At 64.4% G+C, this 25,692-nt stretch carries 29 protein-coding genes and 1 tRNA gene; 15 read left to right on the top strand and 15 right to left on the bottom strand.

Features of this window, described 5'->3' with window-relative positions:
* Positions 1–280: 280 nt before the first annotated feature.
* Positions 281–934 carry a histidine phosphotransferase ChpT gene (gene chpT / locus UNPF46_RS27945; RefSeq protein WP_181770147.1) on the bottom strand — a complete coding sequence of 218 codons (654 nt, stop codon included), beginning with the start codon at positions 932–934 and terminating at the stop codon, positions 281–283.
* Positions 935–1,133: 199 nt separating this feature from the next.
* Here chpT and cysQ point away from each other — a divergent pair, with 199 nt between their 5' ends.
* Entirely contained in the window at positions 1,134–1,949 is an 816-nt protein-coding gene (cysQ, locus tag UNPF46_RS27950; RefSeq protein WP_100178117.1) for a 3'(2'),5'-bisphosphate nucleotidase CysQ, read from the top strand.
* On the opposite strand, the gene UNPF46_RS27955 is transcribed toward cysQ, so the two are convergent.
* Complete coding sequence (locus tag UNPF46_RS27955) at positions 1,943–2,428, bottom strand: YHS domain-containing (seleno)protein (protein WP_142252140.1); 486 nt, start codon at positions 2,426–2,428, stop codon at positions 1,943–1,945. The genes cysQ and UNPF46_RS27955 overlap by 7 nt on opposite strands.
* A gap of 139 nt (positions 2,429–2,567) precedes the next feature.
* Between UNPF46_RS27955 and UNPF46_RS27960 the strand changes: the two genes are divergently transcribed.
* The 4 genes from UNPF46_RS27960 to UNPF46_RS27975 all read left to right on the top strand — a co-directional run bounded on the left by UNPF46_RS27960 (position 2,568) and on the right by UNPF46_RS27975 (position 6,089).
* Entirely contained in the window at positions 2,568–3,173 is a 606-nt protein-coding gene (locus UNPF46_RS27960; RefSeq protein WP_097657748.1) for a DUF1134 domain-containing protein, read from the top strand.
* Positions 3,174–3,293: 120 nt separating this feature from the next.
* Positions 3,294–4,586 (top strand): coiled-coil domain-containing protein, encoded by a 1,293-nt coding sequence (locus UNPF46_RS27965; protein WP_142252141.1) that lies wholly within the window; start codon positions 3,294–3,296, stop codon positions 4,584–4,586.
* A 161-nt stretch (positions 4,587–4,747) separates the two neighbouring features.
* Positions 4,748–4,822 (top strand) — tRNA-Val (locus UNPF46_RS27970).
* Between the two features lie 265 nt (positions 4,823–5,087).
* Positions 5,088–6,089, top strand: coding sequence for a winged helix-turn-helix transcriptional regulator (locus UNPF46_RS27975; protein ID WP_142252142.1), 1,002 nt, complete (start codon positions 5,088–5,090; stop codon positions 6,087–6,089).
* Between the two features lie 25 nt (positions 6,090–6,114).
* On the opposite strand, the gene UNPF46_RS27980 is transcribed toward UNPF46_RS27975, so the two are convergent.
* The gene (locus UNPF46_RS27980; RefSeq protein ID WP_142252143.1) at positions 6,115–7,332 is read right to left on the bottom strand and encodes an ABC transporter substrate-binding protein; all 1,218 of its coding nucleotides are present in this window, start codon (positions 7,330–7,332) and stop codon (positions 6,115–6,117) included.
* 112 nt (positions 7,333–7,444) lie between these two features.
* Here UNPF46_RS27980 and UNPF46_RS27985 point away from each other — a divergent pair, with 112 nt between their 5' ends.
* The 3 genes from UNPF46_RS27985 to UNPF46_RS27995 all read left to right on the top strand — a co-directional run bounded on the left by UNPF46_RS27985 (position 7,445) and on the right by UNPF46_RS27995 (position 10,689).
* Positions 7,445–9,145, top strand: a complete 1,701-nt coding sequence (locus UNPF46_RS27985; protein WP_246668751.1) for an AMP-binding protein — start codon at positions 7,445–7,447, stop codon at positions 9,143–9,145.
* Positions 9,146–9,279: 134 nt separating this feature from the next.
* Complete coding sequence (locus UNPF46_RS27990; RefSeq protein WP_142252145.1) at positions 9,280–10,086, top strand: enoyl-CoA hydratase/isomerase family protein; 807 nt, start codon at positions 9,280–9,282, stop codon at positions 10,084–10,086.
* A 93-nt stretch (positions 10,087–10,179) separates the two neighbouring features.
* A complete protein-coding gene (locus tag UNPF46_RS27995) occupies positions 10,180–10,689 on the top strand; it encodes a VOC family protein (protein WP_142252146.1) in 510 nt (169 codons plus the stop codon).
* 114 nt (positions 10,690–10,803) lie between these two features.
* Here UNPF46_RS27995 and UNPF46_RS28000 read toward each other — a convergent pair whose 3' ends face one another.
* The gene (locus tag UNPF46_RS28000) at positions 10,804–11,577 is read right to left on the bottom strand and encodes an outer membrane protein (protein ID WP_142252147.1); all 774 of its coding nucleotides are present in this window, start codon (positions 11,575–11,577) and stop codon (positions 10,804–10,806) included.
* A 151-nt stretch (positions 11,578–11,728) separates the two neighbouring features.
* Between UNPF46_RS28000 and UNPF46_RS28005 the strand changes: the two genes are divergently transcribed.
* Positions 11,729–12,502, top strand: a complete 774-nt coding sequence (locus UNPF46_RS28005; RefSeq protein WP_142252148.1) for an SDR family NAD(P)-dependent oxidoreductase — start codon at positions 11,729–11,731, stop codon at positions 12,500–12,502.
* A gap of 153 nt (positions 12,503–12,655) precedes the next feature.
* Here UNPF46_RS28005 and UNPF46_RS28010 read toward each other — a convergent pair whose 3' ends face one another.
* The 4 genes from UNPF46_RS28010 to UNPF46_RS28025 form a co-directional block, all read right to left on the bottom strand.
* Positions 12,656–13,333 carry a hypothetical protein gene (locus UNPF46_RS28010; protein WP_142252149.1) on the bottom strand — a complete coding sequence of 226 codons (678 nt, stop codon included), beginning with the start codon at positions 13,331–13,333 and terminating at the stop codon, positions 12,656–12,658.
* Between the two features lie 123 nt (positions 13,334–13,456).
* Positions 13,457–13,939, bottom strand: coding sequence for a transcription elongation factor GreA (gene greA, locus UNPF46_RS28015; protein ID WP_142252150.1), 483 nt, complete (start codon positions 13,937–13,939; stop codon positions 13,457–13,459).
* 60 nt (positions 13,940–13,999) lie between these two features.
* Positions 14,000–14,479, bottom strand: a complete 480-nt coding sequence (locus UNPF46_RS28020; RefSeq protein ID WP_142252196.1) for a hypothetical protein — start codon at positions 14,477–14,479, stop codon at positions 14,000–14,002.
* 181 nt (positions 14,480–14,660) lie between these two features.
* The gene (locus UNPF46_RS28025) at positions 14,661–14,996 is read right to left on the bottom strand and encodes a hypothetical protein (RefSeq protein WP_142252151.1); all 336 of its coding nucleotides are present in this window, start codon (positions 14,994–14,996) and stop codon (positions 14,661–14,663) included.
* A 279-nt stretch (positions 14,997–15,275) separates the two neighbouring features.
* On the opposite strand from UNPF46_RS28025, the gene UNPF46_RS28030 reads away from it, so the two are divergent.
* Positions 15,276–15,509 (top strand): DUF3551 domain-containing protein, encoded by a 234-nt coding sequence (locus tag UNPF46_RS28030; protein ID WP_100178109.1) that lies wholly within the window; start codon positions 15,276–15,278, stop codon positions 15,507–15,509.
* A 422-nt stretch (positions 15,510–15,931) separates the two neighbouring features.
* On the opposite strand, the gene UNPF46_RS28040 is transcribed toward UNPF46_RS28030, so the two are convergent.
* On the bottom strand, positions 15,932–16,129 hold the full coding sequence (locus UNPF46_RS28040) for a hypothetical protein (RefSeq protein ID WP_142252153.1): 198 nt from the start codon (positions 16,127–16,129) through the stop codon (positions 15,932–15,934).
* Between the two features lie 229 nt (positions 16,130–16,358).
* Here UNPF46_RS28040 and UNPF46_RS28045 point away from each other — a divergent pair, with 229 nt between their 5' ends.
* The gene (locus UNPF46_RS28045) at positions 16,359–16,568 is read left to right on the top strand and encodes a hypothetical protein (RefSeq protein WP_142252154.1); all 210 of its coding nucleotides are present in this window, start codon (positions 16,359–16,361) and stop codon (positions 16,566–16,568) included.
* 394 nt (positions 16,569–16,962) lie between these two features.
* On the opposite strand, the gene UNPF46_RS28055 is transcribed toward UNPF46_RS28045, so the two are convergent.
* From UNPF46_RS28055 to UNPF46_RS28075, 5 genes are all read right to left on the bottom strand, one after another.
* A complete protein-coding gene (locus UNPF46_RS28055; protein ID WP_100178105.1) occupies positions 16,963–17,157 on the bottom strand; it encodes a hypothetical protein in 195 nt (64 codons plus the stop codon).
* Positions 17,158–17,485: 328 nt separating this feature from the next.
* A complete protein-coding gene (locus UNPF46_RS28060) occupies positions 17,486–18,292 on the bottom strand; it encodes a transglutaminase-like domain-containing protein (RefSeq protein WP_142252197.1) in 807 nt (268 codons plus the stop codon).
* A 78-nt stretch (positions 18,293–18,370) separates the two neighbouring features.
* Positions 18,371–18,562, bottom strand: a complete 192-nt coding sequence (locus UNPF46_RS28065) for a DUF3606 domain-containing protein (protein WP_142252155.1) — start codon at positions 18,560–18,562, stop codon at positions 18,371–18,373.
* A 230-nt stretch (positions 18,563–18,792) separates the two neighbouring features.
* Positions 18,793–19,311 carry a hypothetical protein gene (locus UNPF46_RS28070; RefSeq protein ID WP_142252198.1) on the bottom strand — a complete coding sequence of 173 codons (519 nt, stop codon included), beginning with the start codon at positions 19,309–19,311 and terminating at the stop codon, positions 18,793–18,795.
* Between the two features lie 37 nt (positions 19,312–19,348).
* Positions 19,349–20,896: an acetolactate synthase large subunit gene (locus UNPF46_RS28075; RefSeq protein WP_142252156.1), complete on the bottom strand. Its 1,548-nt coding sequence runs from the start codon at positions 20,894–20,896 to the stop codon at positions 19,349–19,351.
* A gap of 243 nt (positions 20,897–21,139) precedes the next feature.
* On the opposite strand from UNPF46_RS28075, the gene UNPF46_RS28080 reads away from it, so the two are divergent.
* A complete protein-coding gene (locus tag UNPF46_RS28080; protein ID WP_142252157.1) occupies positions 21,140–21,718 on the top strand; it encodes a L,D-transpeptidase in 579 nt (192 codons plus the stop codon).
* A 237-nt stretch (positions 21,719–21,955) separates the two neighbouring features.
* Positions 21,956–22,771 carry a DUF2927 domain-containing protein gene (locus UNPF46_RS28085; protein ID WP_181770149.1) on the top strand — a complete coding sequence of 272 codons (816 nt, stop codon included), beginning with the start codon at positions 21,956–21,958 and terminating at the stop codon, positions 22,769–22,771.
* A 261-nt stretch (positions 22,772–23,032) separates the two neighbouring features.
* On the opposite strand, the gene UNPF46_RS28090 is transcribed toward UNPF46_RS28085, so the two are convergent.
* Positions 23,033–24,160, bottom strand: a complete 1,128-nt coding sequence (locus UNPF46_RS28090; RefSeq protein WP_142252159.1) for a threonine synthase — start codon at positions 24,158–24,160, stop codon at positions 23,033–23,035.
* Between the two features lie 138 nt (positions 24,161–24,298).
* Between UNPF46_RS28090 and UNPF46_RS28095 the strand changes: the two genes are divergently transcribed.
* Positions 24,299–24,841, top strand: a complete 543-nt coding sequence (locus UNPF46_RS28095) for a hypothetical protein (protein WP_246668752.1) — start codon at positions 24,299–24,301, stop codon at positions 24,839–24,841.
* A 2-nt stretch (positions 24,842–24,843) separates the two neighbouring features.
* Positions 24,844–25,476: a VOC family protein gene (locus tag UNPF46_RS28100; RefSeq protein ID WP_142252161.1), complete on the top strand. Its 633-nt coding sequence runs from the start codon at positions 24,844–24,846 to the stop codon at positions 25,474–25,476.
* Positions 25,477–25,692 lie beyond the last annotated feature (216 nt).

Below are 25,692 nucleotides of genomic sequence, written 5' to 3' on the forward strand. Positions count from 1 at the left end.
CTGCTCGAACTTCACCAATTGATTGTCCACGGTGTCCAGGCTCTCGCTGGTCTCCGTCAGAAACTCCCGCAACAGATCATCCATGAAAACAGGCCTTCATACAGGAAGGGCGCGCACGAGGTGTGATGCGCCATTTCGGAATGGTGCCAGCTTCACCGCAAAGCGTTTAATATTGGTTGAGTATGTGCAAAAGAACGGAACCAACAAAGAGATAAGGCGCTCCGGACAAGCCGAAGCGCCTCGTAAAGATTTGCTTAAGAGACCGAGCGCGTCGCGCTGTTTACGAAGCGGTAACTGTGATGGCCTCGCCCTCCAGCGCAAGCTTCACGGTGAGTCCGCAGGCCTCTGCCAGCAGCCGCGTATAATAAGGCTGGATCGCGTGCGCATCCGCGGCCGGTCCCCGCTCGCCGCTCAGCAGCTCGGAGATGTTCTGCGGCAGGCGCGCATTGTGTCCGGTTGCGGTGATGCGAAAGCTCATCGTCTCGCCCTCGCCGATCGGGTCGATCGTCAGCATGCCGCCGCGCGGAATCGTGTGCTGGGACACCACCAGCATGTTGAGCAGCAGCTTGACGCGGTTCTTCGGCAGCAGCAGCCGCGGCAGATTCCAGGTGATCGAGCACTTGCCGTCCTCGATGTGGCCCTTCGCCATGGTCTGGGCATCGCCGAGATCGATCTGCGCGCCCGAGGAGCCGGCCGCGCCGAAGGCGAGACGGCAGAACTGGAGCCGGGCGGAGGCGGTCTTGGCGCTCTTGCGAATCAGGTCGAGCGCGAACTCGCGGTCTTCGGGCTTGGGATCGTCGTCGAGCACTTCGAGCCCGTTGACGATGGCGCCGACAGGGCTGATGAGATCGTGGCAGACCCGCGAGCACAACAGTGCCGCGAGTTCGAGCATATCGGGTGCAGTAGCGGTCGCGGGCGACGAGGCGTCAGACATATAAAGGGGTCCTGGAGGGTTCCTGGAATTGCACGGCGCGGGACGCCGCGAATCACGCATGCTTGACGGATGCTGCCGGTTCTAACATTCGCCAGCCCGCGGCAGCTAGCTTGCGATAGGTTCGAAGCGGCCATAAAGGGCTGCGGGCGAATCAACCGAGGGGGCGAGACTTGCTGACGAATGAGGCACACAGGTGAGGATGATCGACGCCGAGGCCGCATCCCGTTTGATGGAGCCGCTCACCGCGCTGGTGGTAAAGGCGGGCGAGGCGATCCTTGCCGTCAACCGCGCGGCGATGCGGGTCGATTCCAAGCAGGACAGCTCGCCGGTAACCGAGGCGGACCTTGCCGCCGACCGCATCATCGCCGAGGGCCTGGCACAGCTCGCAGGCGACATCCCGACGCTCTCGGAGGAACGGGCCCAGCTCGCCTCCCCGCCGTTCGAGGACAGCTTCTTCCTGATCGATCCGCTCGACGGCACCAAGGAGTTCGTCGCCGGCCGCGACGAGTTCACCGTCAACCTCGCCCTGGTGACGTCGGGCGTGCCGCTGCTCGGCATCGTCAGCGCGCCTGCGCTCGGCCTGATCTGGCGCGGCATCGTCGGCCGCGGCGCCGAGCGCGTCAGGTTTGACGGTGCAACCATCGGCGCGGCCGAGCCGATCCACACCCGCAAGCTGCCGGCACACGGCGAGCCCTGGATCGCAGCGGTCAGCCGCTCGCATGGCGATCCCAGGAGCGAGGCGTTCATCGACGACAGGCCCAATGCCGTCCGGAAGACCTGCGGCTCCGCGGTGAAATTCGGCCGGATCGCCGAAGGCAGCGCCGACATCTACCCCCGCTTCGGGCCCACCTGTGAATGGGACGTCGGGGCCGGCTCGGCGGTCGTGACCGCGGCCGGCGGCCGGGTGACCGACGGCAAGGGCGGCGAGCTGCGCTTCGGCGAGCGGCACGCGAGCGGCTTCATCATTCCGGAGTTCATCGCCTGGGGCGACCCGCAGGCGGTAGGCCGTTACTGACCGAGCTGTTCCAGGAGCGCCGGCCAGCGCTTGCCGACTTCATAAAGGAACCGCTCGGGATCGGCGGCGAAGGCATCGCGATTGGCTTCCCGGCTGAACAGGTAAAGCCGCTGCGCCACGATCGCGAAGAAGCGGGGATTGCCGGCGATGGTGACCCCGCGGGCGATGTCGGCGGGATCGTAGCCGCCGAATTGCGGACCATAGACCTCGGGATGGGCCAGGAAGGAGGCCCGGTTGCCCTCGTTGCGGAAGCGCCAGACCGCGCCCCAGAGGTTCGCCTCGAACTCCGCCGTCCCCTGCACCGCCCGGCCATCGACGAAATAAGCGACGGGATCGAAGCCCTCGATGGCGACGCCGGTGAAGCGGTTGACGACGACACGCTCGGTGGTGGCAGCCTCCGCCGGCGCCCCCGAGCCGGTCAGCCATATGCCCGACAGCAGGCAGATGAGAAGGCCGATCAAGGCAATTCCGGGGCGCAAAGGGCTATCTTCCTGCCGTTGTGCCGTCATAGTTGCTGCGGATAACATCCGAGTCGAGGGGACATCCGGCGCAACCTAGGACCGTGCCTGTTGGCGTCAGGTTAAGGAAGCAACCGGATTCGGTACCAGGGGTTCTTTTATGACTTTCGCATCACGCCTTGCTGCGCTCGCGCTTGCCGCGATGGTCGGCTGGATCGTGCCGGCCTCGGCCCAGCAGGCACCGCCGCCCAATCTGCCGCCGCCGCAGCGGACCCCGACGCCCAACACCTACGGGCCCGACGAGCTCGTCGGTGCCGGGCACCGCTTCTTCGGCAACGTCTCGCGCGGACTCGCCTCGATCATCGAGAAGGCGATCAGCCAATGGGGCCTGCCCAACGGCTACATCCTGGGTGAGGAGGGTTCCGGCGCGTTCGTCGCCGGCCTGCGCTACGGCGAAGGCACGCTCTACACCAAGAACGCCGGCGACCTCCGGGTCTACTGGCAGGGCCCCTCGCTCGGCTTCGACTGGGGCGGCGACGGCGCGCGCACCATGACGCTGGTCTACAATCTGCCCGCCACCAACGCGATCTATCAGCGCTTCGCCGGCCTCGACGGCTCGGCCTACATCATCGGCGGCTTCGGCATGACGGCGCTCACCGCCAACAACATCGTGCTGGTGCCGATCCGCTCCGGTCTCGGCCTGCGGCTGGGCGCCAATATCGGCTATCTCAAATACACCCCGCGAGCGACCTGGAACCCGTTCTAGGCTCCCCCTGCTCCATCCAGCGACGGATCAAGGTTAACGACAGAGCGGGGCTGGCTTTTTGCCGGCCCGCCATGGCATGGTCGTTGGTGAATTTTTCCTTAAGCTTGGGAGTTCTGGCCCATGGTCGAACCGATCATGTACCTGGCGATCGGTTTCCTGCTGTCGATGCTGTGCGGGCTCGCGATCGTGCCGCTGGTGCATAACCGCGCCGTGCGCCTGACCACGCGCCGGCTCGAGGCCGCAACGCCGCTGTCGATGGCGGAGATCCAGGCCGACAAGGACCAGCTCCGCGCCGAATTCGCCATGTCGGCGCGGCGGCTCGAGATGAGCGTCGACCAGCTCAAGAACAAGACCACGAGCCAGCTCGCCGAGCTCGGCAAGAAGAGCGACGCCATCAACCGCATGAAGATCGAGCTCGGCGAGAAGAACGCCACGATCTTCGCGCTGGAAGCGCGCGAGAAGGCGGTGAAGGAGCAGCTCCGCGCCACCGAGGAGGAATTCAACGCCAAGACGGAAGCCTTGCGCGCCGCCGAGAACGCGCTGAAGGACAAGCAGAACGAGCTTGCCAAGATCAACTCCGAACTGTCCGACCGCTCGATGATGGCGGAGAGCCGCCAGGTCGAGCTGGTCGCCGTGCGCGCGCAGATCGAGGAATTGAAGAACCGCGTCGGCGATGCCGAGAAGGAATTTGCCGCGACGCAAGCGCGGCTCGCGCAGGAGCGCACCGAATCCGAGACCGCCTCGCGTGAGCTCGGCGATGCCCGCGGCCGGGTCGAGAATCTGAGCCAGCGCGTCACCGAGCTCGATCGCCAGCTGCTGTTGCAGGTGAAGGAAGCCGAGATGCTGTCGGGCCGCGTCGCGGACCTCGAAGGCCGCCTCGCCACGCAGGGCAAGCTGCTCGCCGAGCGCGAGTACGAGAACAACCAGCTGCGCCAGGCCAATGAAGGCAATGAGCGCACCATCAAGGAGCTGCGCGTCGAGATCGCGGGCCTCAGCGGCGGCAAATCGTCGGCCGCGATGGAGCAGCTGCGCGCGGAAAAGACCGCGCTGGAGGAGCAGCTGCGCACCGCCCGCGACGAGCGCGCCAAGCTCCAGCGCGACATCAACGCGATCCAGCAGCAGGCCGAGAGCTCCTGGGCGACCGAGCGCATGGAGAACGCGCTGCTGCGCGAGCGCATCAACGACATCGCCGCCGAGGTGGCCAAGCTCGCGATGCAGCTCGAAGGCCCGAACTCGCCGATCGAGGCGCTGCTCGCGGCCGAGGCCGGCCAGCCGCCGAAGCCGGCGCCCCGTCCGGCCAACGACGCCGCGACCAACGGCGCGCCGAGCCTGCCCGAGGGTGGTGGAACGCTGGCCGAGCGGATCCGGGCGCTGCAGGCCCACGCCTCCCGCGCCCGCCAGCAGGGCGCGTAAGCACCCCAAAACCGGCCGTTCCGTCGCGCGCCGCGTGGTTGCCGCAAGCTTTTCCGGCTTCGAGCCACCTGGAAACTTGACACCTCAAGCCCGCACTTCTAAATCGCGGGCTCCAATGCGTCGGCCGGCCGAACAGGTCCGGCCGTCTGCATGATGGTCCCGGGCGCATAGCTCAGCGGGAGAGCGTTCCCTTCACACGGGAGAGGTCCAAGGTTCGATCCCTTGTGCGCCCACCACGCTTCGCCAAAAGGCTTCGCGTGGCGCAGCCACGCCCAATGATTGCGAAGCGTGTCCGGCATAGCTCGAAGAGCGTCGACGGACCGGGGCGTCTTGCTCCCGCTCCGGCAAAATCGCGAAAACAACCCCATGCACAGTAGCCGGCGCCAGTCGGATCAAGGGGTTACGGCTTTGCCGAATCCCCTGCTGGCCGGTTGCGGAAGAGAACCTACCTAACGGTCGCAAGCTGTGCTTAAGTGAAGGCAGCTCAATCCGCCTGGAAACATGACGAGACAAGTCCAGCCACCTCCGAAGCCATCGCTTTCGCCACTGGATTACGCGCTGCAAGCGATCGGAGACCCGTGGAGCTTCTTGATCCAGCAGGAAGCATTCTTCGGGGTGCGCCGATTCGGCGAATTTCAGCGCAACCTTTCGATCGCCAAGAACACGCTGACCGATCGCCTTTTGCTTCTCGTCGAATGCGGCTTGCTCGAAAAGCAGAAGCTCCCCGATCGGGTGGACCTGCATGAATACCGCCTTACGCAGCGCGGGCTGAACACGTATCCCTATGCCTTGATGCTCATGAAATGGGGCGATGACTGGCTGGATGGCGAGCCGCCGGTCGTTCTATCCCACAAGACCTGCCGAAGCGTTCTGCACCCGAAGGCGATCTGCGCGGCCTGCCGCCGCGAGCTGCGTGTCGAAGACATCAGGACCGACCTCAACGAGATTACCCAGACGGTGCGCGAGGAGAGCGCATCCGTCCGTGTGTCGTCCCGGCCCGAACTCTATACATCGGGCCGTCCGACATCCGTCAGCCGCACGCTCGCGATCATCGGCGACCGGTGGGGTTTCTTCGTGCTCTGGCTCGCGTTGGCGGGCGTCACGAAATTCGAGCACTTCCGGAGTGTGCTCGGGATCGCCCGCACCACGTTGACCTCGAGGCTGAATCATCTGGTGTCAGGCGGCCTGTTCGAGCGTGTCGAATATCAATCGCGGCCACCGCGTCACGAGTATCGGCTGACCGAGAAAGGCAAGGCCGTTTGCCCCGTGCTCCTCACGCTCAACCAATGGGGACTGGATTCGAGGTCGAAAAACGTGCGCGCCGCGACGCCGCTGCATCTGTCGTGCGCGCAGCCGTTGCGCGTCGAAGTCGTCTGCGATGCTTGCGACACACCCGTCCGGCCCCAGGACGTCGAGGTCAAGCAGGTCCGCCCGGTACCGGCCGTTGCGGAGACTGCGCAGACTCACGGAACGACGAAGGTCGCGAAGCGCGCTGCTCGCTGATCGCGCGCCCGCGAAGGTCGCTGGACTATCTTTTCGTCACCGACGAGGCGACATCACCGAAGGTCTCCCAACGCTCTCCCTTCAGCCGGACCATTCTCAGCTCTTTCATCGGAGCGAAGTCGGAGGGGCTGGTGGTGATATTGACCCCAGGCAGCAGCATGTCCGGCCGGAAGTTCAGGTTGGCGGCCTGACGCATGACGTTGGCCCGCGTGAGATCGCTTCCGCATTGCTGAAGCACCTTCACGAGCGTCTGCGACACGACATAGCCGTAAGTGACGAAATAGTCGTTCTTGTCCACGTCAGGCAGGTATTTCGCCAGGAACGCCTCGAATCGCTTGTTGTCGTCGTCATCCTGCCACTGCGGATCGGACGGATCCTTCAGGTACATGGTGGAAATGATGCCTTGGGCGTTCTCAAACCCGGCCGGACGGATGACGGTGCCGATCGACGCACCGATGCTCGAAAGGATGAACATCGGCTTCCAGCCGAGCTCGGCCACCTTGCGGATCGATTGCGCGGCCACCTTGGGCAACGCGATCGAGACGAAAACGTCCGCGCCGCTGGCCCGGAGCTTGACGATATTCGAGTCGATGGTGGGCTGACTGACCTCGTAGCCTTCTTCCATCGCGATGGCGGAAGCGTGCTCCCCAAGTCCGTCCTTCAGACCTTTCAAATAATCCTTGCCGAGGTCGTCGTTCTGGAAGAGCACCGCGATTTTCGCGCCGGGCTTTTCTTTCAGAATGTACTTGGCGAAGATGCGGCCTTCGGCCTGATAGTTTGGTTGAAATCCCATTGTCCAGGGAAACCCTGCCGGGTTGTCCCAACGGGTCGCACCGCCTCCGACAAATAGCTGCGGCACCTTCTTCGAGTTCATGTATTTCTGGATGGCGGCGTTTGTCGGTGTGCCGACAGGGTTGAAGATCAGGAGCACCTCGTCGCTCTCGACCAGCCGCCGCGCCTGCTCGACGGTTTTGGGCGGGCTGTAGGCGTCGTCATAGGAGATGAAGTTGATCTTCCGTCCGTTGATGCCGCCTTCGTCGTTGATCTTCTTGAAATACGCGGCTTCGACGCGGCCGATCACGCCGAGGCTGGAGACCGGCCCGCTATACGCCAGGATGTTTCCGACCTTGATCTCGGTATCGCTCGCGCCGGGATCGTAGGTCCCTTGAGCCGAGGCGCCGGATGCGAGGCCCAACGGCGCGAGAAGTCCGAGCACGAGTAAACTGATCGACCTGATCCGCATTCTGATCCTCCCGGGTGCGACGGCCTTGATGGCAGTCGGTTGCACAACGATACTCTACATGATAAGTAGCGGTATGCAACCGCCATCCTCGCCCTGGCCATGGAGCGATGTCTTGACCGACGTACGAAACCCCAACGGCAGCTGGTTCCGCGGCGACAGGTCGACCAAGCTCATCGAGAGCACGATCAGCAGTGCCCTAGACGAGACAATCGCGCGATTCCCCAATGCGTTGGCCCTGGTGGTGCGACATCAAGGGATCAGGTTGACGTACGAGCAGCTCGGGCGGCGGGTCGACAGCGTCGCAGCCGGCTTTTGGAAGCTTGGTCTCAGGCCGGGCGAGCGCATCGGCATCTGGGCGCCGAATTGCGTCGAATGGACGCTGACGCAATACGCTGCGGCAAAGATCGGCCTGATCCTGGTGAACCTCAATCCCGCCTATCGCGCCAATGAAATCGGCTATGCGCTCGCCAAGGTTGGCTGCAAAGCCCTGGTTTGCGCACACACCTTCAAGGACAATCGTTACGTGGAGATCCTCCGGAGCCTCGTGCCGGAGCTGGCGGGTCCAGCATCGCGCGAGCTGCGATCAAGCGCGCTGCCCGGACTCAAATCGCTGATCTGCACGTCCAGCGACGAATTCGAAGGCGTTCACAGATTTTCAGACGTCGAGGAGACGGGGCGTTCGGCCTTGACGGAGGGCTTCGACGCATGGCCGACGGAGCTGAGAGCGTCCGACCCGATCAACATCCAGTTCACCAGCGGCACCACGGGCGCACCCAAGGCCGCGACACTCAGCCACCGCGGCCTGCTCAACAGCGCCTGGTTCACCGGCGAGATCTGTCAGGTGCGCAGCCACGACACGATCTGCATGCCGCTTCCGCTCTTTCATATCTTCGGCATGCTGACGGGAAACCTGCTCTCGATGCTCCGTGGCGCGACCATCGTTTACCCGAACGAGGCTTTTCTGGCGGACGACGTGCTGCAGGCCGTCGAGGAAGAGAACTGCACGTATCTCTACGGCGTACCGACCATGTTCATCGCGGAGCTTGCGAGCCTCGAGACCCGGCCGCGCGACCTGTCCTCGCTACGCGGCGGCATCATCGCGGGCTCCGTCGTGCCCATGGAGCTGCTCCGCCGGATCATGGCAGAGATGAACATGAGCGGTGTGGTGAACGGCTACGGCATGACCGAGACCAGTTCGGCGATCATGGTGACGTCGCCGGCCGACACTCCGACGAGGCGCGTAACTTCGGTCGGCCGGGTCGTCCCGCACATGGAGGCGAAAATCGTGGATCCTGCGGGAGCGGTCGTTGCGATCGGCGAGCCCGGCGAGATTCACGTGCGTGGCTATGGAACGATGCTGGGCTATTGGGAAGATCCCGAGGCGACGGCGCGGACGATCGACGAAGGCGGATGGTTGCGAACCGGCGACATCGGATCGTTCGACGAGCACGGCTACGGACGGATCGTCGGACGCCTGAAAGAGATGGTGATCCGCGGCGGCGAAAATATCTCTTGCGGTGAGATCGAAGACTTCCTTGCGGGACACCCCTCCATCAGCGGCGTTCAGGTGGTCGGCGTTCCCGATCCGAAGTACGGCGAGGAGCTTTGCGCATGCGTCATTTTGAAAGCGGGCGCGGAAATGAGCGTCGAGGCCTTGCGCGCATACTGCAAGAGCAACATCGCGCATTACAAGGTGCCGCGCTACGTGAGGTTCGTGCAGTCGTTTCCGCTGACTGCAAGCGGCAAGGTGCAGAAGTTTGTGCTCGCATCCGCCTCTGCGCAGGAATTGGGACTGGCGCCTCCCGGCACCTGACGCTCACCCGCGTTCGATGAGACAGCTGCGGACCGCTCGCCAAGCACGGAAGAGTTTCCCACGATAATGGTTGCATAGCTGGACTGACTATGTTTTGTTAGTATCGCTACGCAACCACAAGGAAGGAACGCGCTTTGTCCTACAAGCACATCATCTTCGAACGTGAAGACACGATCTCGCGCATCACGTTCAATCGCCCACAGGCCCACAACGCACTCGACCGCGACATGTCCGACGAACTCGCGGACGCCGTGCGCAAGGTCAAGAAGGATCGGCAATGCCGCATCCTCGTCTTCCGCGGAAATGGCGATACGTTCTGCGCCGGCGACGACATCAAGGACTTTCTCGCCTGGAACGACGAGGACCCGTACTGGCAGTGCCGCCAGTATCAGGAGACGGCACAGATGATCGAGGATCTCACTTGCATCACGATCGCGGCCGTCGACGGCGTGTGCACGGGCGGCGGCCTCGAGCTGACGCTGACCTGCGACTTCGTCGTCGCGACCGACCGCAGCCGTTGGGGCATGCCGGAGATCGACTGGGATATCACGCCCGGTTGGGGTGGCGTCACCCGGCTTCAGAAATTCGCGGGCCGTCGCAAGACGAAGGAGTGGAATCTGATCGGTCAGCTTTTCGATGCCGCGACCGCGGAGCGCTACGACCTCATCAATCGCATCTGCAAGCCGGCTGATCTCACCAAGGAGGTCGATGCCCTGATCGCCGTCATCGCCGCGAAGAATCCCGTGACGCTGCGGCGCTCGAAGTTCGTCCTCAACAAGAGCGCGGATCTGCCGACGCACGCTGCGATGGCCTTCGAGGTGCCGATCCAGCCGTTCGACAGCAAGCCCGGGCGTTTCGCGACCGACGGCATGGAAGATTTTGCCAAGCCGGAAACGCGCGCTGCTCGCCGCAAGGTTTCAAAGTCGTTCTGGCAGACCTGAGCCTGCACGAAGTGCAATTCACACAGATCGCAAAGGGCCGCTCAGGCCCTTCGCTTTCGGGAACCGCATGTCAATTCAGCGCCGAGGCATAGGATGAGCAAGATCGTCATTCGTCAGTGGGTCCACGCGAACATCTGCGTTCGCAGTCTGGAGCAAAGTATCCCCTTCTATGAAATGCTGGGCTTCGAGACGTTCGACGACAACACGTTCGAACGGGGCGCCGGGGTCTGGCAGGGTCTGGGTCTCCCGGACGGCAGAAGGTTTCGTGCGGTCTTCCTCCGCATCCCCGGGGGCGCGCCACGCCCATTCCTCGATATGATCGAATTCATCGATCCGCCGACGGCGGGAGAAGCGTATCCGACGCTGCACAATGTCGGCATCGGACGGCTGTGTTTCGAAGTCGACGACCTGGTTCAAGTCGAAACCCTGCTGAAGGCCAACAACGTCCCCTTCGTGGGTCCCATCTCGCGTTATGAGACGGCAAAGGGCGTCAAATCGCACGGCATCGACTGCGAATTCCTCTGCTTCGAGGATCCGGACGGGACTGTTCTGGAATTCATCGCCTTCAGACGGCAGAATGTGACCCCCGCCTGGGAAAGCTGAAGCCGACATCGCGCGCGGATCGGGTAGCTGGCGTCCGTAGCCAACGGCGGCTCGGACGGCATCTCCGCAGGGACAGCCGGCGGCTGGAAACTCAGCAGGACAGCGGCACCTGCCCTAGTATTTCGCGATGATGGGGCCACCCCAGCGATAGTTCAATCGCACGAGGCCGATGTCGACATCCTGGCCGATCCGCTCCCTGCGCGTAAAGGCGCCGGCAGCCACGCCGCCAAAAGCGCCCGTCCCGGTGAAGGTGACATCGCGATGGCCGAGGAAGATGTGGTCGTACTCCACGCCCAGCGTCCAGTTCGGTGCCAAGCCGAATTCAAGGCCGCCGCCGATGACGCCGCCCCAACGCGTTTCGCTGGCCCGATCGAATGCCAGGCCGGTGACGACGTCGTTGGTGCGGTATTTGTCGGCCACTGCCGCGCCGCCGCCCTTCACGTAGAGAAGGACGTTGTTCCAGGCATAGCCGATCTGCCCGGTGATCAGGCCGAACGCTTCGATCTGGGACCGATTGCGAAGACCGGTGGGCGGGAAGAGCGCCGTGCTCACGTTATCGCCCGTGAAGTCGGCCCAGTTGCCCTGGCCTTCGATGCCGAACACCCAGTTGACGGACTGCCACCGAAACCCGATCTGCCCGCCGGCCGTGCCGCCCGTAGCATCGTGGCACCCTTCGGGAACGATGACGCCGAGCCCGGGAGAAATCAGATCCCAGCACTTGCGGCTCGATCCGCCGCCGCCGTTGACGCCGATGTAGAAGCCGCTCCAATCGTAGACGGCGGCGATCATCGGCGGCGCCTTGGTATAGGGACGCGCCGCAAGATCGGCGGCGTTGGCGCCGGTGCAGGCCATTCCAAATGCTGCGATGGAAAGCAGGAACTTCTTCATCAGCGTCCCCCACGAATCTTATGCGTCATGCAATTGGGCGTGAGCTTATCGTTTTTTGGCTGGTTGTATGTGATCCGCATGCAACACCTTGGGGCGACCTTGCCGCGGCGGGCATCGTAGAGTGCGCGCTGAAATATCCGAGGAGAACCGCATGGCGACCATCTTCATCACCGGCAGCACCGACGGCCTCGGCCGGGCGGCGGCGCAATCGCTGCTCGACCAGGGACACCGCGTGGTTTTGCACGCGCGGTCGGCCGATCGCGGCCGCGCGCTCGGCGAGCTGAGCACGCGAGCCCAGGGGATCGTGGTCGGCGATCTCAGCAGCGCGGCCGAGACCAGGGCGATTGCCGATCAGGTCAACGCGATCGGGCACATGGACGCGATCATCCACAACGCCGGCGTCTACACCCGGCCCGGCCGCGGCGCGACGGCGGAAGGCCATGCCGAGACCTTGGCCATCAACACGCTTGCGCCGTACATGCTGACGGCGCTGATCGAACGGCCCGGCCGGCTGGTGTATCTCAGCAGCGGCTTGCACCGGGGCGGAGAAGGCTCGCTCGACGACCTCGACTGGACCAGGCGTCCCTGGGATGCAGGCACGGCCTACGCCGAGAGCAAGCTGCACGTGGTCGCGCTGGCCTTCGCGCTGGCGCGGCGCTGGCCCAAGGTTCTCTGCAACGCCGTCGATCCCGGCTGGGTGCGCACGAAGATGGGCGGCGCGGGTGCGCCGGTCGATATCGCGACGGGGGCACGGACACAGAGCTGGCTCGCGGCGAGCGAGGATCCCGCCGCCTTGGTGTCGGGTCGCTACTGGCATCATCTCGCGCAGCAGCAGCCGGCCAAGCAGGCGACCGATCCGGAATTTCAGGACGAGCTCATCGACAGATTGAGCAAGCTGACGGGCGTCGAGCTGCCGGAGGCGTAGGGCGATGATCCTTCGTCATTGCGAGCCAACGGGTCCGCGCGAAGCGCGGCCCGATGACAGGCTCCGCGAAGCAATCCGGAATCTGTCCAAGGTGGCAGCCTGGATTGCTTCGTCGCACGAGCTCCTCGCAATGACGGTGGAGAGGGCGCCGCGTCACACCGCCCGCCCGGTCCGCCACACCGTGTAGAGACCAGCGAGGGTGCCGATCGCCACCAGCGCTGCTGCGAGCAACAGCTGCAATTCCCCGTCATCGGTGGGGCCGACGGACGACACCAGCCTGGTCACGATGACGAACAATATGCCGACGGCGGCCGCGGCCCCCGCGCAGAGATAGGCGAGCTCTCGCGTCAGATTGCGGCCGAGCAATCCGAGCGCGGTGAAGTACATCGCGCTGGCGTTGGGATGAACGAACAGTGCAATGCGCGCGTAAGCGCCATAGGCATCGAACAGGGATTCGCAGCGGCGCAGAGCCGCCTTCGAGGCGACGCGCTGCAGGAACGGCCGAAAGAAACGCGCCTGTCCGTAGCTGAGGACGGCACCCACGATGATGGCGAGCCACGCCGCGACGAAGACGGAGCCATCCACGGCCTTCGGACTGAGCGCCACCGACATCAGGATCAGGGCCGTGCCGGGAAAATAGCCAAAATACGGGAATACCGCTTCCAGCAGCACGCAGACGAACATGAAAGCCGGAAACCATGCCGACCCGGTCGCGCCATGGACGATGGCGTTCAGGTCGAAAAGGCTCGTCCTGTACAGGACGAGGTACATGCACATGGCCAGTCCAGCCAGCGCGTAGAACGGCAACGCTCCAGATAGAAACCGTCTCATCCGACCATCAGGCTTTGCTTGGCGGAGACGACGGCCTCGCGCAGTTGCGGATCATGCATTAGGCGAATGACACTGCTCCTGTCGATAGCGCCCTTTGCCACGCAATCCTTGCCGCGCCGGCCCCTACCCGATCGACAGGATCTCGATCTCCTGCGCGCCCGCGCCGACGACGTCGCCCACCGCCTTCCCCATCAGCGACCGCGCCACCGGCGCGACGAACGAGATCGTCCCCGCCTTCGGGTCGGCTTCGTCCTCGCCGACGATGCGATAGGTCTGCACGCGGCCGTCGGCGCGGCTGAAGGTCACGGTGCTGCCGAAGGCGACGACGTCGCTCCCGACTGGATCGGGAACCACCTGCGCGGTGCGCAGGCGCTCCGTCAGATAGCGGGCATCGCGCAGCGGCACCGCCGATTGCCGGCGCTTCTCGTTGACGTCCTCGATGGTCTGCGCGGCTTCATAGGCTTCGCGCGCCTGCCGAAGCTGCGTTTGCAACGCCTGCAGGCCGGCCTCCGTCACGAGGTTGGGATGCGGCGAGATCGGGCGATCCGGCAACAGCGTCTCGGACGCGGTTTCGGCGCTTTCTTCCTTGGTAAAGGCGACGCTCAATTCGAAAATCCTGTCGAACTCTTCGGGGTGGCGACGCCACGCGTCGCGGATTGTCCCGGACTATATCTCAAGTTCGACGAAACGACGGAGCTTGAAGACGATATCCGGCATGGTCTGGCGGAACCGCGTCGCGTTCTGGAAGCTGGTCGAGAACGGCGCGAAGGTGAGCATGGCGTTCCAATGCCGGTAGCCATAGACCGTGACCGAGACGCCGGTGGCCGGAAAATCCTCCAGCTTGCGCAGCTCGCCCAGCACCAGATCGGCGATCGCCTCGGCCGGCAGCAGCTGCTTGCCATCCCGCGTCGTGACGATCCTTGCGGGCTGCTCGGCCGGCTCCACGGTCGCCGGGGCAGCTTCAGGAGGCTTCTCCTGTTTGATCGGGGTCGGTTCGGTGGCGGACGCCGCTTCCGCTCCGTTCGACGGGACGGTCGGCGGCCCTTCGGTGAGCGGCGGCGGTGCAACAGGGTCTGTACGCTTGCTGCCTCCGAGGATGCTGCTGATCATGGCCACGAGGCCAGCATCCTTCACGTCGTCACTCATCATTCCCCCCGGGATTCGGCCTACTCTAGCATTGCGCTCGCAGACCGCCACCAGGGATGTGAAGCCGCCCGGCGGAGGCGGCTCGTCACAGGCTGTTCGGCTCGCCTCGTTCGTCGACGGGCCGTTGGTCGAAGGCACCAGCGGCGCGAAGCCGATCACTCCGCGCCGCGGTGCGGGTCCGCTACTGCTTCTCGAACGGAATATACTGCTGGTACTGCTTGGGCACCGAGCTGCGGTAGCGCGCCGGCACGGTGCCGGTGTCGACGGAATGATCGATCTCCTGCTGCCGCGTCATCTTCTTCTTCGCCGGCTTCTTCGACGCGCTCTTCTTGGAGTCGGATGACTGGCCGGAGCCGTCGGTGGTCGCAGCCGGTGCCGCCGTCGTTGCCGGCGCGGCGGTTGTCGCCGCAGGCGCCGTGGTCGCACCGGCGGCCGGTGCGCTCTGCGCCGGTGCGAGCGACGTTTGCGCGAGGAGCGCCAGCGCTGCTGTCGCAGCCAGCAAATATGACCTTTGCATCAGAACCTCCAAAAATGAGCCGACCCGAATCAGGAAAGCGTGAGCCGTACGGGAGCAACGCGGGCAAGTCCGGTGACGATAGGCCGGAAAGCCCGTGGCGAACTGTGGCGGAGATCACATTGCTCGCTGCGGCTTGGCGCATCATAAACGCACGTCGAACGCAATGCCCACTGCGGACACCAAGACAAGTACGACAAAGTGTCGGGCAGATCCCGGAACCTGCAGATCGAGCTGCGTGTTCCCTCTTTCAACCGCTCCCGCAACCCAATGGAGACTGAAATGCGTCGCACCATCCTCTCGCTTGCCTCGTTCGCGGCCCTGATGGCCGCCATGGCCCCGACGGCCCAGGCCCACCCCGCAAACGACAGATACTGCCTGCAGGGCCGCATGTGGGGCTATCCCGGCAACTGCCAGTTCGCGAGCTATCAGCAGTGCCAGGCCACCGCCTCCGGCACCTCGGCCTATTGCGGCATCAACCCGCGCTACGCGTATTCGCAGCAGCGCTATTACTGACGACGTTGCGGCGTGCGCGCATCACGCGCGCGCCGCCACACTTTTCACGTGCAGATGATCCGCCGCGCCTGGAAAACTCCAGGCCCTCTTCGTCGGGAAACGGCTCGTCCTCGTCACGCAGATCGAAGTAATAGATTGGCGTCGCAAAGCGCTCACAGACCGTAGCGTAGGCGGGAGCGTGCGTCTCTCTCGGCCACCGGATGCCAGCAGCTGGGTGATGGCCGGTGATCGGAGCCAACCGGAAGAACGTCGGAAGGTTGCTCACGAATTCGGGCATTCAGGCCTTGGCAAACAAAAACGCCGCCCGCTTAAATGAAGCGCAGGCGGCGGTTGACCAGCCCCGGGAGGGAGATTGTAAAATCCCGATATAAGTCTGTCTCCACGTGGAGAGCGAAGGTTCACCGCATCGGGCAAGAGCCAATTCAGGACGGTGCCTGAAGTCCCGGCGAAGTCAGCCATTTGTTGACTTCTCCGGCGACATCGATCTGCCGCGCCTTGCGCAGAAGCTCGTTGCGTCGGACGCGAAGAGGCATTTCCTTGGCCTGCGTGCGGAGATTGATGGCCTCTTGCGCGAGGCGAAATTCGAGGGTGGACGAGTGTCCTGACGGCCGTCGCGCCATGCTTGATGCTCCGCTGCGGGGTTGAGCGGGAGCGCGACCTGCGTCCACACCACCGATAGTTGCTAAGAGCCGCTCGGTGGTGATGCGACAGTGCGCCTTTGTCCGGCGGATAGCCAGCGCTTTGTTTCGGTTCCCGGCAGGAACCATTTTGAGAAATGGCCGAGCGCGAGCCGCGCGCCTCTCGGTCATGCGGCGCGCGCTGTGAGCCAGCCTCCCTTGAGCGCGTCTATTGGTGCTGCTGCTCCCTGAGCAAGATATCGATCGCACGCCGAACAGCGGCGACTGCCTCGGCTCGATTGACGGCGATTCCCGTTCTGGGGGAGCGGCCATGTCGTTCAAACGACCATTTCCAGCCCGGCGGATTGATGGTCTGGACCACCATGTATTCAATCCCCCGATGTTCGTGCGCCATCATCACCCCATGTCGAATCCATCCTGAGCAGCGTTCGCTGGCGGAGCAGCCGACGACCTCCGGCTTCTTCCTGGGTCATCTCATCGAGCTATGAAGCAGACATGTTCGGCTCGACGGCGCTGTCGGCGAAACTCAGCAACCGCGGCAGATATTCTTCAGCTTTGCGGCGGTTCGGGCTTCTTCCGCGAGGAAGGGGTCCTTGTATCCTGACGACGGGCCGTGGCCGGTTTCGGCAGGTTTCCCGGGTTTGGGTGGAAACGCCGCGTCGTAACAGGAGAGGCGTGCACTGGTGCTCTCGATCGCCCGGCAGTTCGGTTCCGCGGCGGATGCGGCTGGCGCTGACGCGCCCAGTGCCGATGCAAGCAAGAGCGCAATCGTCCATGCGGCGGCTCGCACTGTCTTCATGCCGAGTGTCCCATCGCTACCTGCTTTTGCTGGCCCAGGCCGGCTTCTCGCCGGTCCAGGCTGGAAGAGAATCCCATTCAGACCAGCGCATCCGGCGCTCCTCATCTCCGACTTTCACGAAGACGAAAGGTGCATCGTCGCGGCCTGTTTTGGAGCCGACGAAGATCGCCGGAACTCCATAAGCGTCCCTGATGATTGCCGTGTTTGCCATTTTGGGCTCCCGTTTCGCTTGAACTGGCCCCGCCCCGGGCTGCAGTTCGCACGCCGAATGAACTTGCCCCTACAGAACGGCCGCAACCGCGATCATCAGAACGATGAAGACCGGCACCAATATCGGTGGCACGAGCCATTCACGAATTTCGAATTTCGCGGGATCCGACATTTGACCGCCTTGGCTTGGGCTAAGGCGGGAGCGCGAAGCTCTCAGTCACCGATAACAGCCACGAAGCGCGCGGTGATGCCTGCGGTGTAACAGTGTTCTCGCCAATTGGCGAGATCAATCTCGGACCGATCGGCGCTTAACCGCCGGGGCAAGCGCGCTACACGAGTTCATCGGTCCACACCTTGAAGCTGACCAGCGTGTTGGGTCCGAACGTGTGGGTGATCGGAACATCCGCCGCATCGCGGCCCTGCGCGATCAGGACGCGGCCAATTCGCGGCGTGTTGTTGCGCGCATCGAAGGTGTACCAGCGACTGTCAAGATAGACTTCGAACCAGCCTGCAAAGTCCCCGGGAGCGTGAGGCGGAGGGATGCCGATGTCGCCGAGATATCCCGTGCAATAGCGCGCAGGAATGTTCATGCAACGGCAGAATGCGATGGCAAGATGAGCATAGTCGCGGCAAACGCCTTTGCCCTCGTTGAATGCTTCCCATGCCGTCTTGGTGGCTCGCGCGTGCTCGTAGCCGAACGCGATGTGATGATGCACGAAATCGCAGATCGCCTGGACCCGCAGCCACCCCGGCGCCGCCTTCTCGAACAGCTTCCACGCGATGTCCGAAAGTCGATCGGTCTCGCAGTAGCGGCTGCCGAGCAGATAGACGATCGTATCGGGTGGAAGATCCTCCACCGGGTGTTGCGAAGCTGAAGGGGCGATCACGTCAGGCAAACCGCTATCGCGCAAGATGCCGTTGGCGGAAAGGCGCATGCGGCCGGCCGGCGCAACCAACCGACTGCACCAGTTTCCGAAGCCGTCGCGGTAGGCCGAGACCGGCACGGAGGGCTCGGTCGTGAGGTGGTCCGGCACAATGACGTCGGATGCCCGGGTGAAATGCGTTCCGACCACCGCAATCAACGGCGTCGCTTGCGGGAAGTCGTAAATCATCTCGAAGCCGACACGTATCTTCATGCTTGGGCCCGACTCCAACTGCACCGGCGCGAACCGCCCGCGCGGAAGACGCACGCCGGCAACATCCCCGGCGGCTCGCTACTTCGAGGCACAGACTTCCTTCAAGGCGGAGGCCTCCTTGGTGATGGCGGCGATCGAGCTGCCAGACTTGCGAACGACGCTGGCGAATTGCTGATCCGACAGCTTGAGCCGCTTGCGCAGGACCTTGACCTGCACTTTATCTCTCAAATCCAACGAATTGCGGAAATAGGTCGGCTTGTGTCTGAGCATCTCGTCTTCTCGCGATGAAGGGATGAAACGATCGCGACCGGGCGGGCATTACGCCGCTCCGGCCGCGATGGTGACTGTCCCGCTGCTCGCGAAGATTCGGTCTCCATGGGTTCAACATTCCCCGAGCATCAACGTTCCACCGCTTCCGGAATTAACCCGGCGTCGGCGCTGGCGGGCCAGGCAAGCGACCGCGGCTTTGTCATCGAATCCGACGTTTGCACGCACACGCCCTATTGCGCCCCCCCGAGGCCGATCTCCTGCTGTCGCGCCGCGAACCAGCGCGACAGCGGGTCGTCGACGAAGCCGCTGACATAGACCTCGGACATCGTCACCTCGCCCTTGTCAAGCACCAGCAGCACGCCGATCCAGTAGGGAAACCAGACGTTGACGTCGGTCAGCGCCCGCAGCTTGTGCTGATCGTGCTCCAGCGGCGTGTGATTGCTCGCCTTGCGGATCTCCACAGCGAGCAGATTGTTCGGGATCTCGCGCTGATGCACGACGACGTCGGGGTAGATCGACTTTCCCAGATGGTCGTCGGTCGAGATGACGGTGCCGTGCGGCAGATGCAGCGTGCGTTCGCCGAGCCGGTCGTAATTGCAGTCGACCGACCAGCCGGAGAACTGCTTCTCCAGATGCACGGCGAAGCGGTGCGTGACCGCGCGCTCGCCGACGTCCTTCTCGAACAGGAAGCCTTCGTGGGCGTAGAAGTCCCGGAGCGCCGCGATTACCTTGTTCAGCTCGGTCTGCATCATGCCTCCGGGCCCTCGGCGCTCTGGATGCTTCGCCCTACATCTGGACTTCGATCAGCCGCGGGCCGGGCTCGGCGACGGCCTCGGCCAGCGCCTTGTTGAACTCGTCGGCATTGGTGACCGCGCGGCCCGGCACGCCCATGCCCTTGGCCAGCGCCACGAAGTCGAGCGTCGGACGGTCGAGCCGGAGCATGTCGTTGGCGCGCTGGCCGGGTTCGCCGGCGCCGACATTGTCGAACTCGCCGCGCAGGATCTGATAGATGCGGTTGGCGAACACGATGGTGACGATGTTGAGATTTTCTCGCGCCTGCGTCCACAGCGACTGGATCGTGTACATCGCGCTGCCGTCGCCGACCATGGTGATGACCTTGCGGTCCGGGCAGGCGATCGCAGCGCCGATCGACAGCGGCGTGGAGAAGCCGATCGAGCCGCCCATGTTCTGCAGCCAGTCATGGGGAGCCGCCGCCGCGGTCGGTGGGAAGAAGCCGCGGCCGGTCGTCAGGGACTCATCGACCATGATCGCGTTCTCGGGGATCGCACATGCGATCGCCTGCGCGATCGAGGCGAAGGTCAGCGCGCCGGTCGGCATGACCAGTTCGGCCAGGGCCTGCGGCTTGACGTCCCTGGCGCTGGCCTTCACGGCGCCGGCGAGCGCTTCGAGGGCTGCGACCGAATTCTCTCCCCATGAGGTCATGCGATGCACGTCGCAGCCTTCGGGCCTGAGCACGCTCGGCTTGTTCGGATAGGCGAAGAACGCGACGGGATCGTCGGACTCGACCAGCACGATGTGACGGAATTTCGCCAGCATCGGCAGCGCCTGGTCGATGACATAGTGGATGCGGTCGATCGAGAAGCGGCCACGGCCGCGCGCCATCTTGGGGCGGAAGGTCGGGCCCATCACGGTGCAGCCGGTCTTGCTGGCGATGCGCTCGGCCAGCGCGAGGCCCTGCTCGCTCAGGGCGCTGCCGGTCATCAAGAGCAGCGTGCCCTCGCCGTCACCGTGCAGGATCTTTGCGGCCTGCTCGACCGCCTGCGGCGAGTAGCTGGCGCGCTGCTGCTCGGCCGGCACCTCGGCGATGCCGTCGGCCTCGTTCCAGGCGGTGTCGGCCGGCAGAATGAGGGTGGCGATCTGCCCCGGCGCGCTCCTGGCGGCGGCGATCGCCGCGGCGCCGTCGGCGGCAACCGACTTCGAATCCGGCGAGGTGCGGACCCAGGACGACATCGGCCGGGCCAGGCCCTCGATGTCGGAGGTCAGCGGCGCGTTGTAGCCGATGTGGTAGACGGCGTGCTGGCCGACGATGTTGACGATGCCGGAATTGGCCTTCTTGGCGTTGTGAAGGTTGGCAAGGCCGTTGGCGAGACCCGGGCCGAGATGCAGCAGGGTCGAGGCCGGCGTGCCCTTCATGCGGTAATAGCCGTCGGCGGCGCCCGTCACCACGCCCTCGAACAGGCCGAGCACGCAGCGCATGCCCGGCACACGATCAAGGGCTGCGACAAAATGCATCTCGGAGGTGCCTGGGTTGGTGAAGCAGACATCCACCCCACCCTTGACCATCGTCCGTACCAGGCTTTCCGCACCGTTCATCCCAAGCTCCCGCAGCATGTCCAGATATTCGTTCGGTCAATCATTGTTCGCGCTTCCCGTCAAAGCAAGAGCCGCCATCGCGGCCCTGCCCCGCGCGGCGACGCGCCGGCCTGGGGCAAGCCGGCATGGTTGCCGATTTGATAACGCCGGTCCGGGACGAGGCCCTCACGGGGCCGTGGCTTGCGGAAAGCCCGCAAATATGGCCTGTGGCCTTTGTTGAATCGATTTTTTCTGGGGGAGACAATGATCCGGTTTTTTGCCGCGCCGATTGCCGCCGTCGCACTGCTGTCGGCCACTGCGGGCGGCGCGCTCGCCGAAGAGTTCGACTCGCGCGACATCATGGGCGGCGGCCCGAACTTCTTCCGTTCCGGCGCCAATCCGATCCCCCGCACCACCGTCATGTACAACGGCAATTACGCCCCCGGCACGATCGTGGTGAACACCAGCGAGCGGCGGCTATATCTGGTGCTCCAGAACGGCCAGGCGCTGCGCTACGGCATCGGCGTCGGCCGCGACGGCTTCCGCTGGGGCGGGGTGCACAGGATCACCGCCAAGAAGGAATGGCCGGACTGGACGCCGCCCTCGCAGATGCTGGCCCGCCGGCCCGATTTGCCGCGGCACATGAAGGGCGGCATCGACAATCCGCTCGGCGCGCGCGCGATGTATCTGGGCTCGACGCTGTACCGCATCCACGGCTCTAACGAGCCGGAGACGATCGGCCAGGCGGTCTCCTCGGGCTGCTTCCGCATGACCAACGACGACGTCAGCGATCTCTATAGCCGCGTCGGGGTCGGCACCACGGTGGTGGTGCTGAACAACTGACCAGGCGAACTATTACAGCTGCCGTAGGGTGGGCAAAGCCGGAGGATCGCGCGAACGCGTGATCCTCAGGCGTGCCCACGACTTAGAGATGGTGGGCACGGCGCTTGCGCGCCTTTGCCCACCCTACAGCACTACGGCATCTGTAACTCATTTGCGACACACACCACCGGGAACCCGCAGGCCGCGTAAATCTGCGGTCTTGTGCGCCCGACGCGAATACGGCAGCGTCGTGCGACGATGAGCGCATTGAATCCGTCCTCGGCTGCCCTACGCATCGCGCTGCTGGCGTTCGCCGCGCTCGCATGCGCGCCTGCCCCCGCGGCCACGGCGGTGGCGGGCGAACTGCCCGCGATCTCCTCGCGCCAGCGCGCCGAGAAGAAGACCTTCACCGACGGCGAGATCGTCGACGGCTTTCTGAAGACGGCGTTCGGCGCCGAATATCATCTCGCCGGCCGGGTCGACCGCATCCGCAAATTCGACGGACCGGTGCGCGTCTACGCCGAGAGCGACCGCGCCGACCGCAAGGCGCAGCTGGCCAAGGTCGTGGCCGACATCGGCAGGCGCGTGCAGCATCTCGACATCGACATGATCGCGACCTCCGAAGCGGCGAATGTGCGCGTGAAGCTGGTGCGCGACCGCGATCTGTTCCGCACCCTCACCAGCTTCTACGGCGTGGAAAAGGCGCGCGAGATCCGCTCTTCGCTCGACCCGCAATGCCTGTCCGGCTTCCGCAAGAACGACAATTTCGAGATCGAGCACTCCGACGTCATCCTCACCGTCGACAACGGCGATTTCACCTTCCTCGACTGCGCCTACGAGGAACTGCTGCAATCGCTCGGGCCCATCAACGACACCGCGAGCGTGCCCTGGACCATGTTCAACGACAACGTCTCGATGGGCTATTTCGACGTCTACGACCAGTACATCCTCAATCTCTTGTACGATCCCCGCATCAAGGCGGGAATGACCGTGGCCGAGGTCAAGGCGCTGCTGCCCACCGTGCTCGCCGACGTGCGAACGTGGGTGAAGCAGGTGAATGATCTGAAGGAGTGAAGTCATCCGTCATCCTGAGGCGCGAGTGGCGCGATGCAGAAGCATCGCGCCGGGAGCCTCGAAGGATGAGCGGCCTCGCTGCAGCAGTTGGGCCGTCGCCCTTCGAGGGCCGCTGAAGAAGCGGCCGCCTCAGGGTGACGGTCAGCGACCGTGAGTGTGGATTAGCCTTAGCGTCACCAACGTCCTTATTTGTTACGGCAATAGACGTGTGGGTTACGCCGTGCGGTCTGCGCCGCGCACAGTCCGCACAGCCAACCCGCGCTACTGCACGAGATCCGCCACAGTCGTCGCAGCCTTCAGTCCCGTGCCGGTCAGCACAACAACCGTCGTCTCGCTGGCCGTGATCGCTCCCGCTGCAGAAAGCTTGTCCAGCGCCGCGGCGGCGCTGGCGCAGGTCGGCTCGGCGAACAGGCCTTGCCGCGCAAGGCGGCGCAGCGCGGCGACGATCTCGTCCTCGGTCAACGCGATGGTGCCGCCGCCGCTTTCGCGCAAGGCGCCGATGATCTCGCGCAGGCGCAGCGGGTGCTTGATCGCGGTGCCCTCGGCGATGGTCTTGCTCACCTCGCGCACGACGGGCGTGTCGACGCCCGCCTTGAAGCTCGCATCGATCGGCGAGCAGTTCAGCGGCTGCGCCGCGAACAGGCGCGGCAGTTTTGTGATCTGGCCGGCTCTCATGAGCTCGCGGAAGCCGAAGGCGCAGCCGAGCAGGCTCGAGCCGGCGCCGACCGGCATGATGACGTTGTCCGGCGCGCGGAAGCCGAGATCCTCCCAGATCTCATAGGCGAGCGACTTGGTGCCCTCCAGGAAGAACGGCTGCCAATTGTGGCTGGCATAGAAGGTCTGGCTCGACTGGCGGATCGCTTCGGCTTCCGACTCCTCGCGCGGGCCCTCGACGAGTTGTACCGTGGCGCCATAGGCGCGCACCTGCGCGATCTTGGCCGGCGACGTCGAGGCCGGCGCGAGAATCTTCACGCGCATGCCCCCGGCCGCCCCTAGCCCCGCCATGGAGGAGCCGCCATTGCCCGAGGAGTCCTCCAGGATGGCATCGACGCCGATCTGGCGCAGGAAGGACAGCATCACCGCGGAGCCGCGGTCCTTGAAGCTGCCGGTGGGGTTGAACCATTCGAGCTTGAACAGCGGGCGCAGATCACCCCAGGCCTGCGCGACCAGCGGCGTGCAGCCTTCGCCGAGCGTGATCGGATTCGCGATCTCGACCGGCAGCGCGGCGCGGTAACGCCACAACGAGCGCGTCCGGGGCTCGATGTCGTCGCGCGCGATGCCGGCGCCCGGCGTGACGAGGAGCGGCGTGCGTTCGTCCGAGCACCAGCGCGGCTGCTCGAGCGGATAAAGCTTGCCGTTGCGGGGATCGATGTAGCTGGCGGTGGGCATAAAGGTCTCCGGGGCAGAGCCGATCCCCTCGATATGTCGGAAGACGACGGTTTTATCCAGTCACCTGTTCGGAGGGTGTGGACACGGCCGATTTGTGCAAGATAGGCGATCTCTTCACAGGGAATGTGTGGACAATCGATGGCGGTTAATTGGACCAACGGTTACAGCCAGGATGAACTCGACCGGGCGCAGGAGCGCTTTGGTCTGATCTTCCCACCGGACCTTGTCGCACTTTTAAGAGATAGACGCCCCGTCGAAGGACATGACTGGAATGACGACGCCGCCATCAGGCGGGCACTCGACTTTCCTCTCGCCCGGTTGCTCGGCTCGATCGAACACAATCCGCACTGGTGGCCCGAGTGGGGCGAGCGGCCTGCCGATATACAAGCCCGAAAGGAAATCGTGCGAGATGTCGTCTCCCGCGCGCCCAAACTAATCCCGTTGATCAGCCATCGATACCTGCCGGAGGAGCCTCATGAGGCGGGCAACCCAGTCCTTTCGGTGTTCGGCTTCGACACCATCTACTACGGGACAAATCTGGATGACTATTTCGAGAGGGAGAATGCCCCATCAGATTTCCGGGTGCCGCTGAGCCAATTCAAGCATATCCGCTTCTGGTCCGACCTCGTCGCGCGATATGGCTGCAGCCTGGAAGAGATTCAGGACATGTTGGACCGTTAGTCATGCTCCATCTCGACCACATCACCGTCGCCGCCAACGACCTCGCCGAGGGCGTCGCCTATGTCGAGACCGCACTCGGCATCGCGCCGCCGGCCGGCGGCGCGCATCCGTTGATGGCAACGCACAATCACCTGCTGCGGCTGAGCGAGACGTCGTTTCTTGAAGTGATCGCGCCGGACCCGGCAGCGGCCCCCAAGCGGCCGCGCTGGTTCGCGATGGACGATCCGCGCACGCAGGCGGTGCTCGCGACCTCGCCGCGGCTCCTGACCTGGGTGGTGAATACAATGGACATCGCGGCCGCGCTCGCGAGGATGCCGCAGGCCGCGAGGCCCGCGATCCCAGTGACGCGCGGTCAGCTGGAATGGCTGATCTCGGTGCCGCCGGACGGTTCGATGCCATTCGGCGGCGCGTTCCCGACCGTGATCCAGTGGCCGCAAGGGCCGCATCCGGCATCGCGGATGGCCGATCTCGGCTGCTCGCTGCTGGCGTTCCAAATCCGGCATCCCGAGGCCGACGCGATCCGCGCGGCGCTGGCCGGGGTTCTCGAGGACCCGCGCGTTCGCTTTGCCAAGGCCGAAACGGCGTCATTCCGGGCCGTGATCCGGACGCCCCAAGGCGACCGGGAGCTGGCCTAGCGGTCTTAAAAACCGCAAATCATTTCATAGATATAGAGGGAAGGACGGGCAGTCCGCCGTCTTTCGCGCGGCCGTGAAGGCCCAACGCGCGGCCTCGCCCGCACGATTAACTTGTCTGTCGCGACTGGCCGCTACAATATGTTGGATTGCACCGCCGGCAATTGGCGGCGCGACCGAGCCAGGCCCGTCCGAGCGGCGGGCCGTTGGTTTTTTGGG

The organism is Bradyrhizobium sp. UNPF46 (genome assembly GCF_006658625.1).
GTDB classification, from domain to species: Bacteria; Pseudomonadota; Alphaproteobacteria; order Rhizobiales; family Xanthobacteraceae; genus Bradyrhizobium; species Bradyrhizobium nitroreducens.

Bases quoted from the DNA above. Each gene is read 5' to 3' on its own strand.
- UNPF46_RS27965 (WP_142252141.1), top strand. From the start codon at position 3,294: ATGGTCGAACCGATCATGTACCTGGCGATCGGTTTCCTGCTGTCGATG.
- UNPF46_RS28020 (WP_142252196.1), bottom strand. From the start codon at position 14,479: ATGAGTGACGACGTGAAGGATGCTGGCCTCGTGGCCATGATCAGCAGC.
- UNPF46_RS28055 (WP_100178105.1), bottom strand. From the start codon at position 17,157: ATGGCAAACACGGCAATCATCAGGGACGCTTATGGAGTTCCGGCGATC.
- chpT (WP_181770147.1), bottom strand. From the start codon at position 934: ATGTCTGACGCCTCGTCGCCCGCGACCGCTACTGCACCCGATATGCTC.
- UNPF46_RS28075 (WP_142252156.1), bottom strand. From the start codon at position 20,896: ATGAACGGTGCGGAAAGCCTGGTACGGACGATGGTCAAGGGTGGGGTG.
- UNPF46_RS28030 (WP_100178109.1), top strand. From the start codon at position 15,276: ATGCGTCGCACCATCCTCTCGCTTGCCTCGTTCGCGGCCCTGATGGCC.
- UNPF46_RS27960 (WP_097657748.1), top strand. From the start codon at position 2,568: ATGACTTTCGCATCACGCCTTGCTGCGCTCGCGCTTGCCGCGATGGTC.
- UNPF46_RS28090 (WP_142252159.1), bottom strand. From the start codon at position 24,160: ATGCCCACCGCCAGCTACATCGATCCCCGCAACGGCAAGCTTTATCCG.
- UNPF46_RS27975 (WP_142252142.1), top strand. From the start codon at position 5,088: ATGACGAGACAAGTCCAGCCACCTCCGAAGCCATCGCTTTCGCCACTG.
- UNPF46_RS28010 (WP_142252149.1), bottom strand. From the start codon at position 13,333: ATGAGACGGTTTCTATCTGGAGCGTTGCCGTTCTACGCGCTGGCTGGA.
- UNPF46_RS28080 (WP_142252157.1), top strand. From the start codon at position 21,140: ATGATCCGGTTTTTTGCCGCGCCGATTGCCGCCGTCGCACTGCTGTCG.
- UNPF46_RS28095 (WP_246668752.1), top strand. From the start codon at position 24,299: ATGGCGGTTAATTGGACCAACGGTTACAGCCAGGATGAACTCGACCGG.
- UNPF46_RS28025 (WP_142252151.1), bottom strand. From the start codon at position 14,996: ATGCAAAGGTCATATTTGCTGGCTGCGACAGCAGCGCTGGCGCTCCTC.
- UNPF46_RS28100 (WP_142252161.1), top strand. From the start codon at position 24,844: ATGCTCCATCTCGACCACATCACCGTCGCCGCCAACGACCTCGCCGAG.
- UNPF46_RS28060 (WP_142252197.1), bottom strand. From the start codon at position 18,292: ATGAAGATACGTGTCGGCTTCGAGATGATTTACGACTTCCCGCAAGCG.
- UNPF46_RS28040 (WP_142252153.1), bottom strand. From the start codon at position 16,129: ATGGCGCGACGGCCGTCAGGACACTCGTCCACCCTCGAATTTCGCCTC.
- UNPF46_RS28000 (WP_142252147.1), bottom strand. From the start codon at position 11,577: ATGAAGAAGTTCCTGCTTTCCATCGCAGCATTTGGAATGGCCTGCACC.
- UNPF46_RS28005 (WP_142252148.1), top strand. From the start codon at position 11,729: ATGGCGACCATCTTCATCACCGGCAGCACCGACGGCCTCGGCCGGGCG.
- UNPF46_RS28065 (WP_142252155.1), bottom strand. From the start codon at position 18,562: ATGCTCAGACACAAGCCGACCTATTTCCGCAATTCGTTGGATTTGAGA.
- UNPF46_RS27995 (WP_142252146.1), top strand. From the start codon at position 10,180: ATGAGCAAGATCGTCATTCGTCAGTGGGTCCACGCGAACATCTGCGTT.
- UNPF46_RS28070 (WP_142252198.1), bottom strand. From the start codon at position 19,311: ATGCAGACCGAGCTGAACAAGGTAATCGCGGCGCTCCGGGACTTCTAC.
- cysQ (WP_100178117.1), top strand. From the start codon at position 1,134: ATGATCGACGCCGAGGCCGCATCCCGTTTGATGGAGCCGCTCACCGCG.
- UNPF46_RS27980 (WP_142252143.1), bottom strand. From the start codon at position 7,332: ATGCGGATCAGGTCGATCAGTTTACTCGTGCTCGGACTTCTCGCGCCG.
- UNPF46_RS28085 (WP_181770149.1), top strand. From the start codon at position 21,956: ATGAGCGCATTGAATCCGTCCTCGGCTGCCCTACGCATCGCGCTGCTG.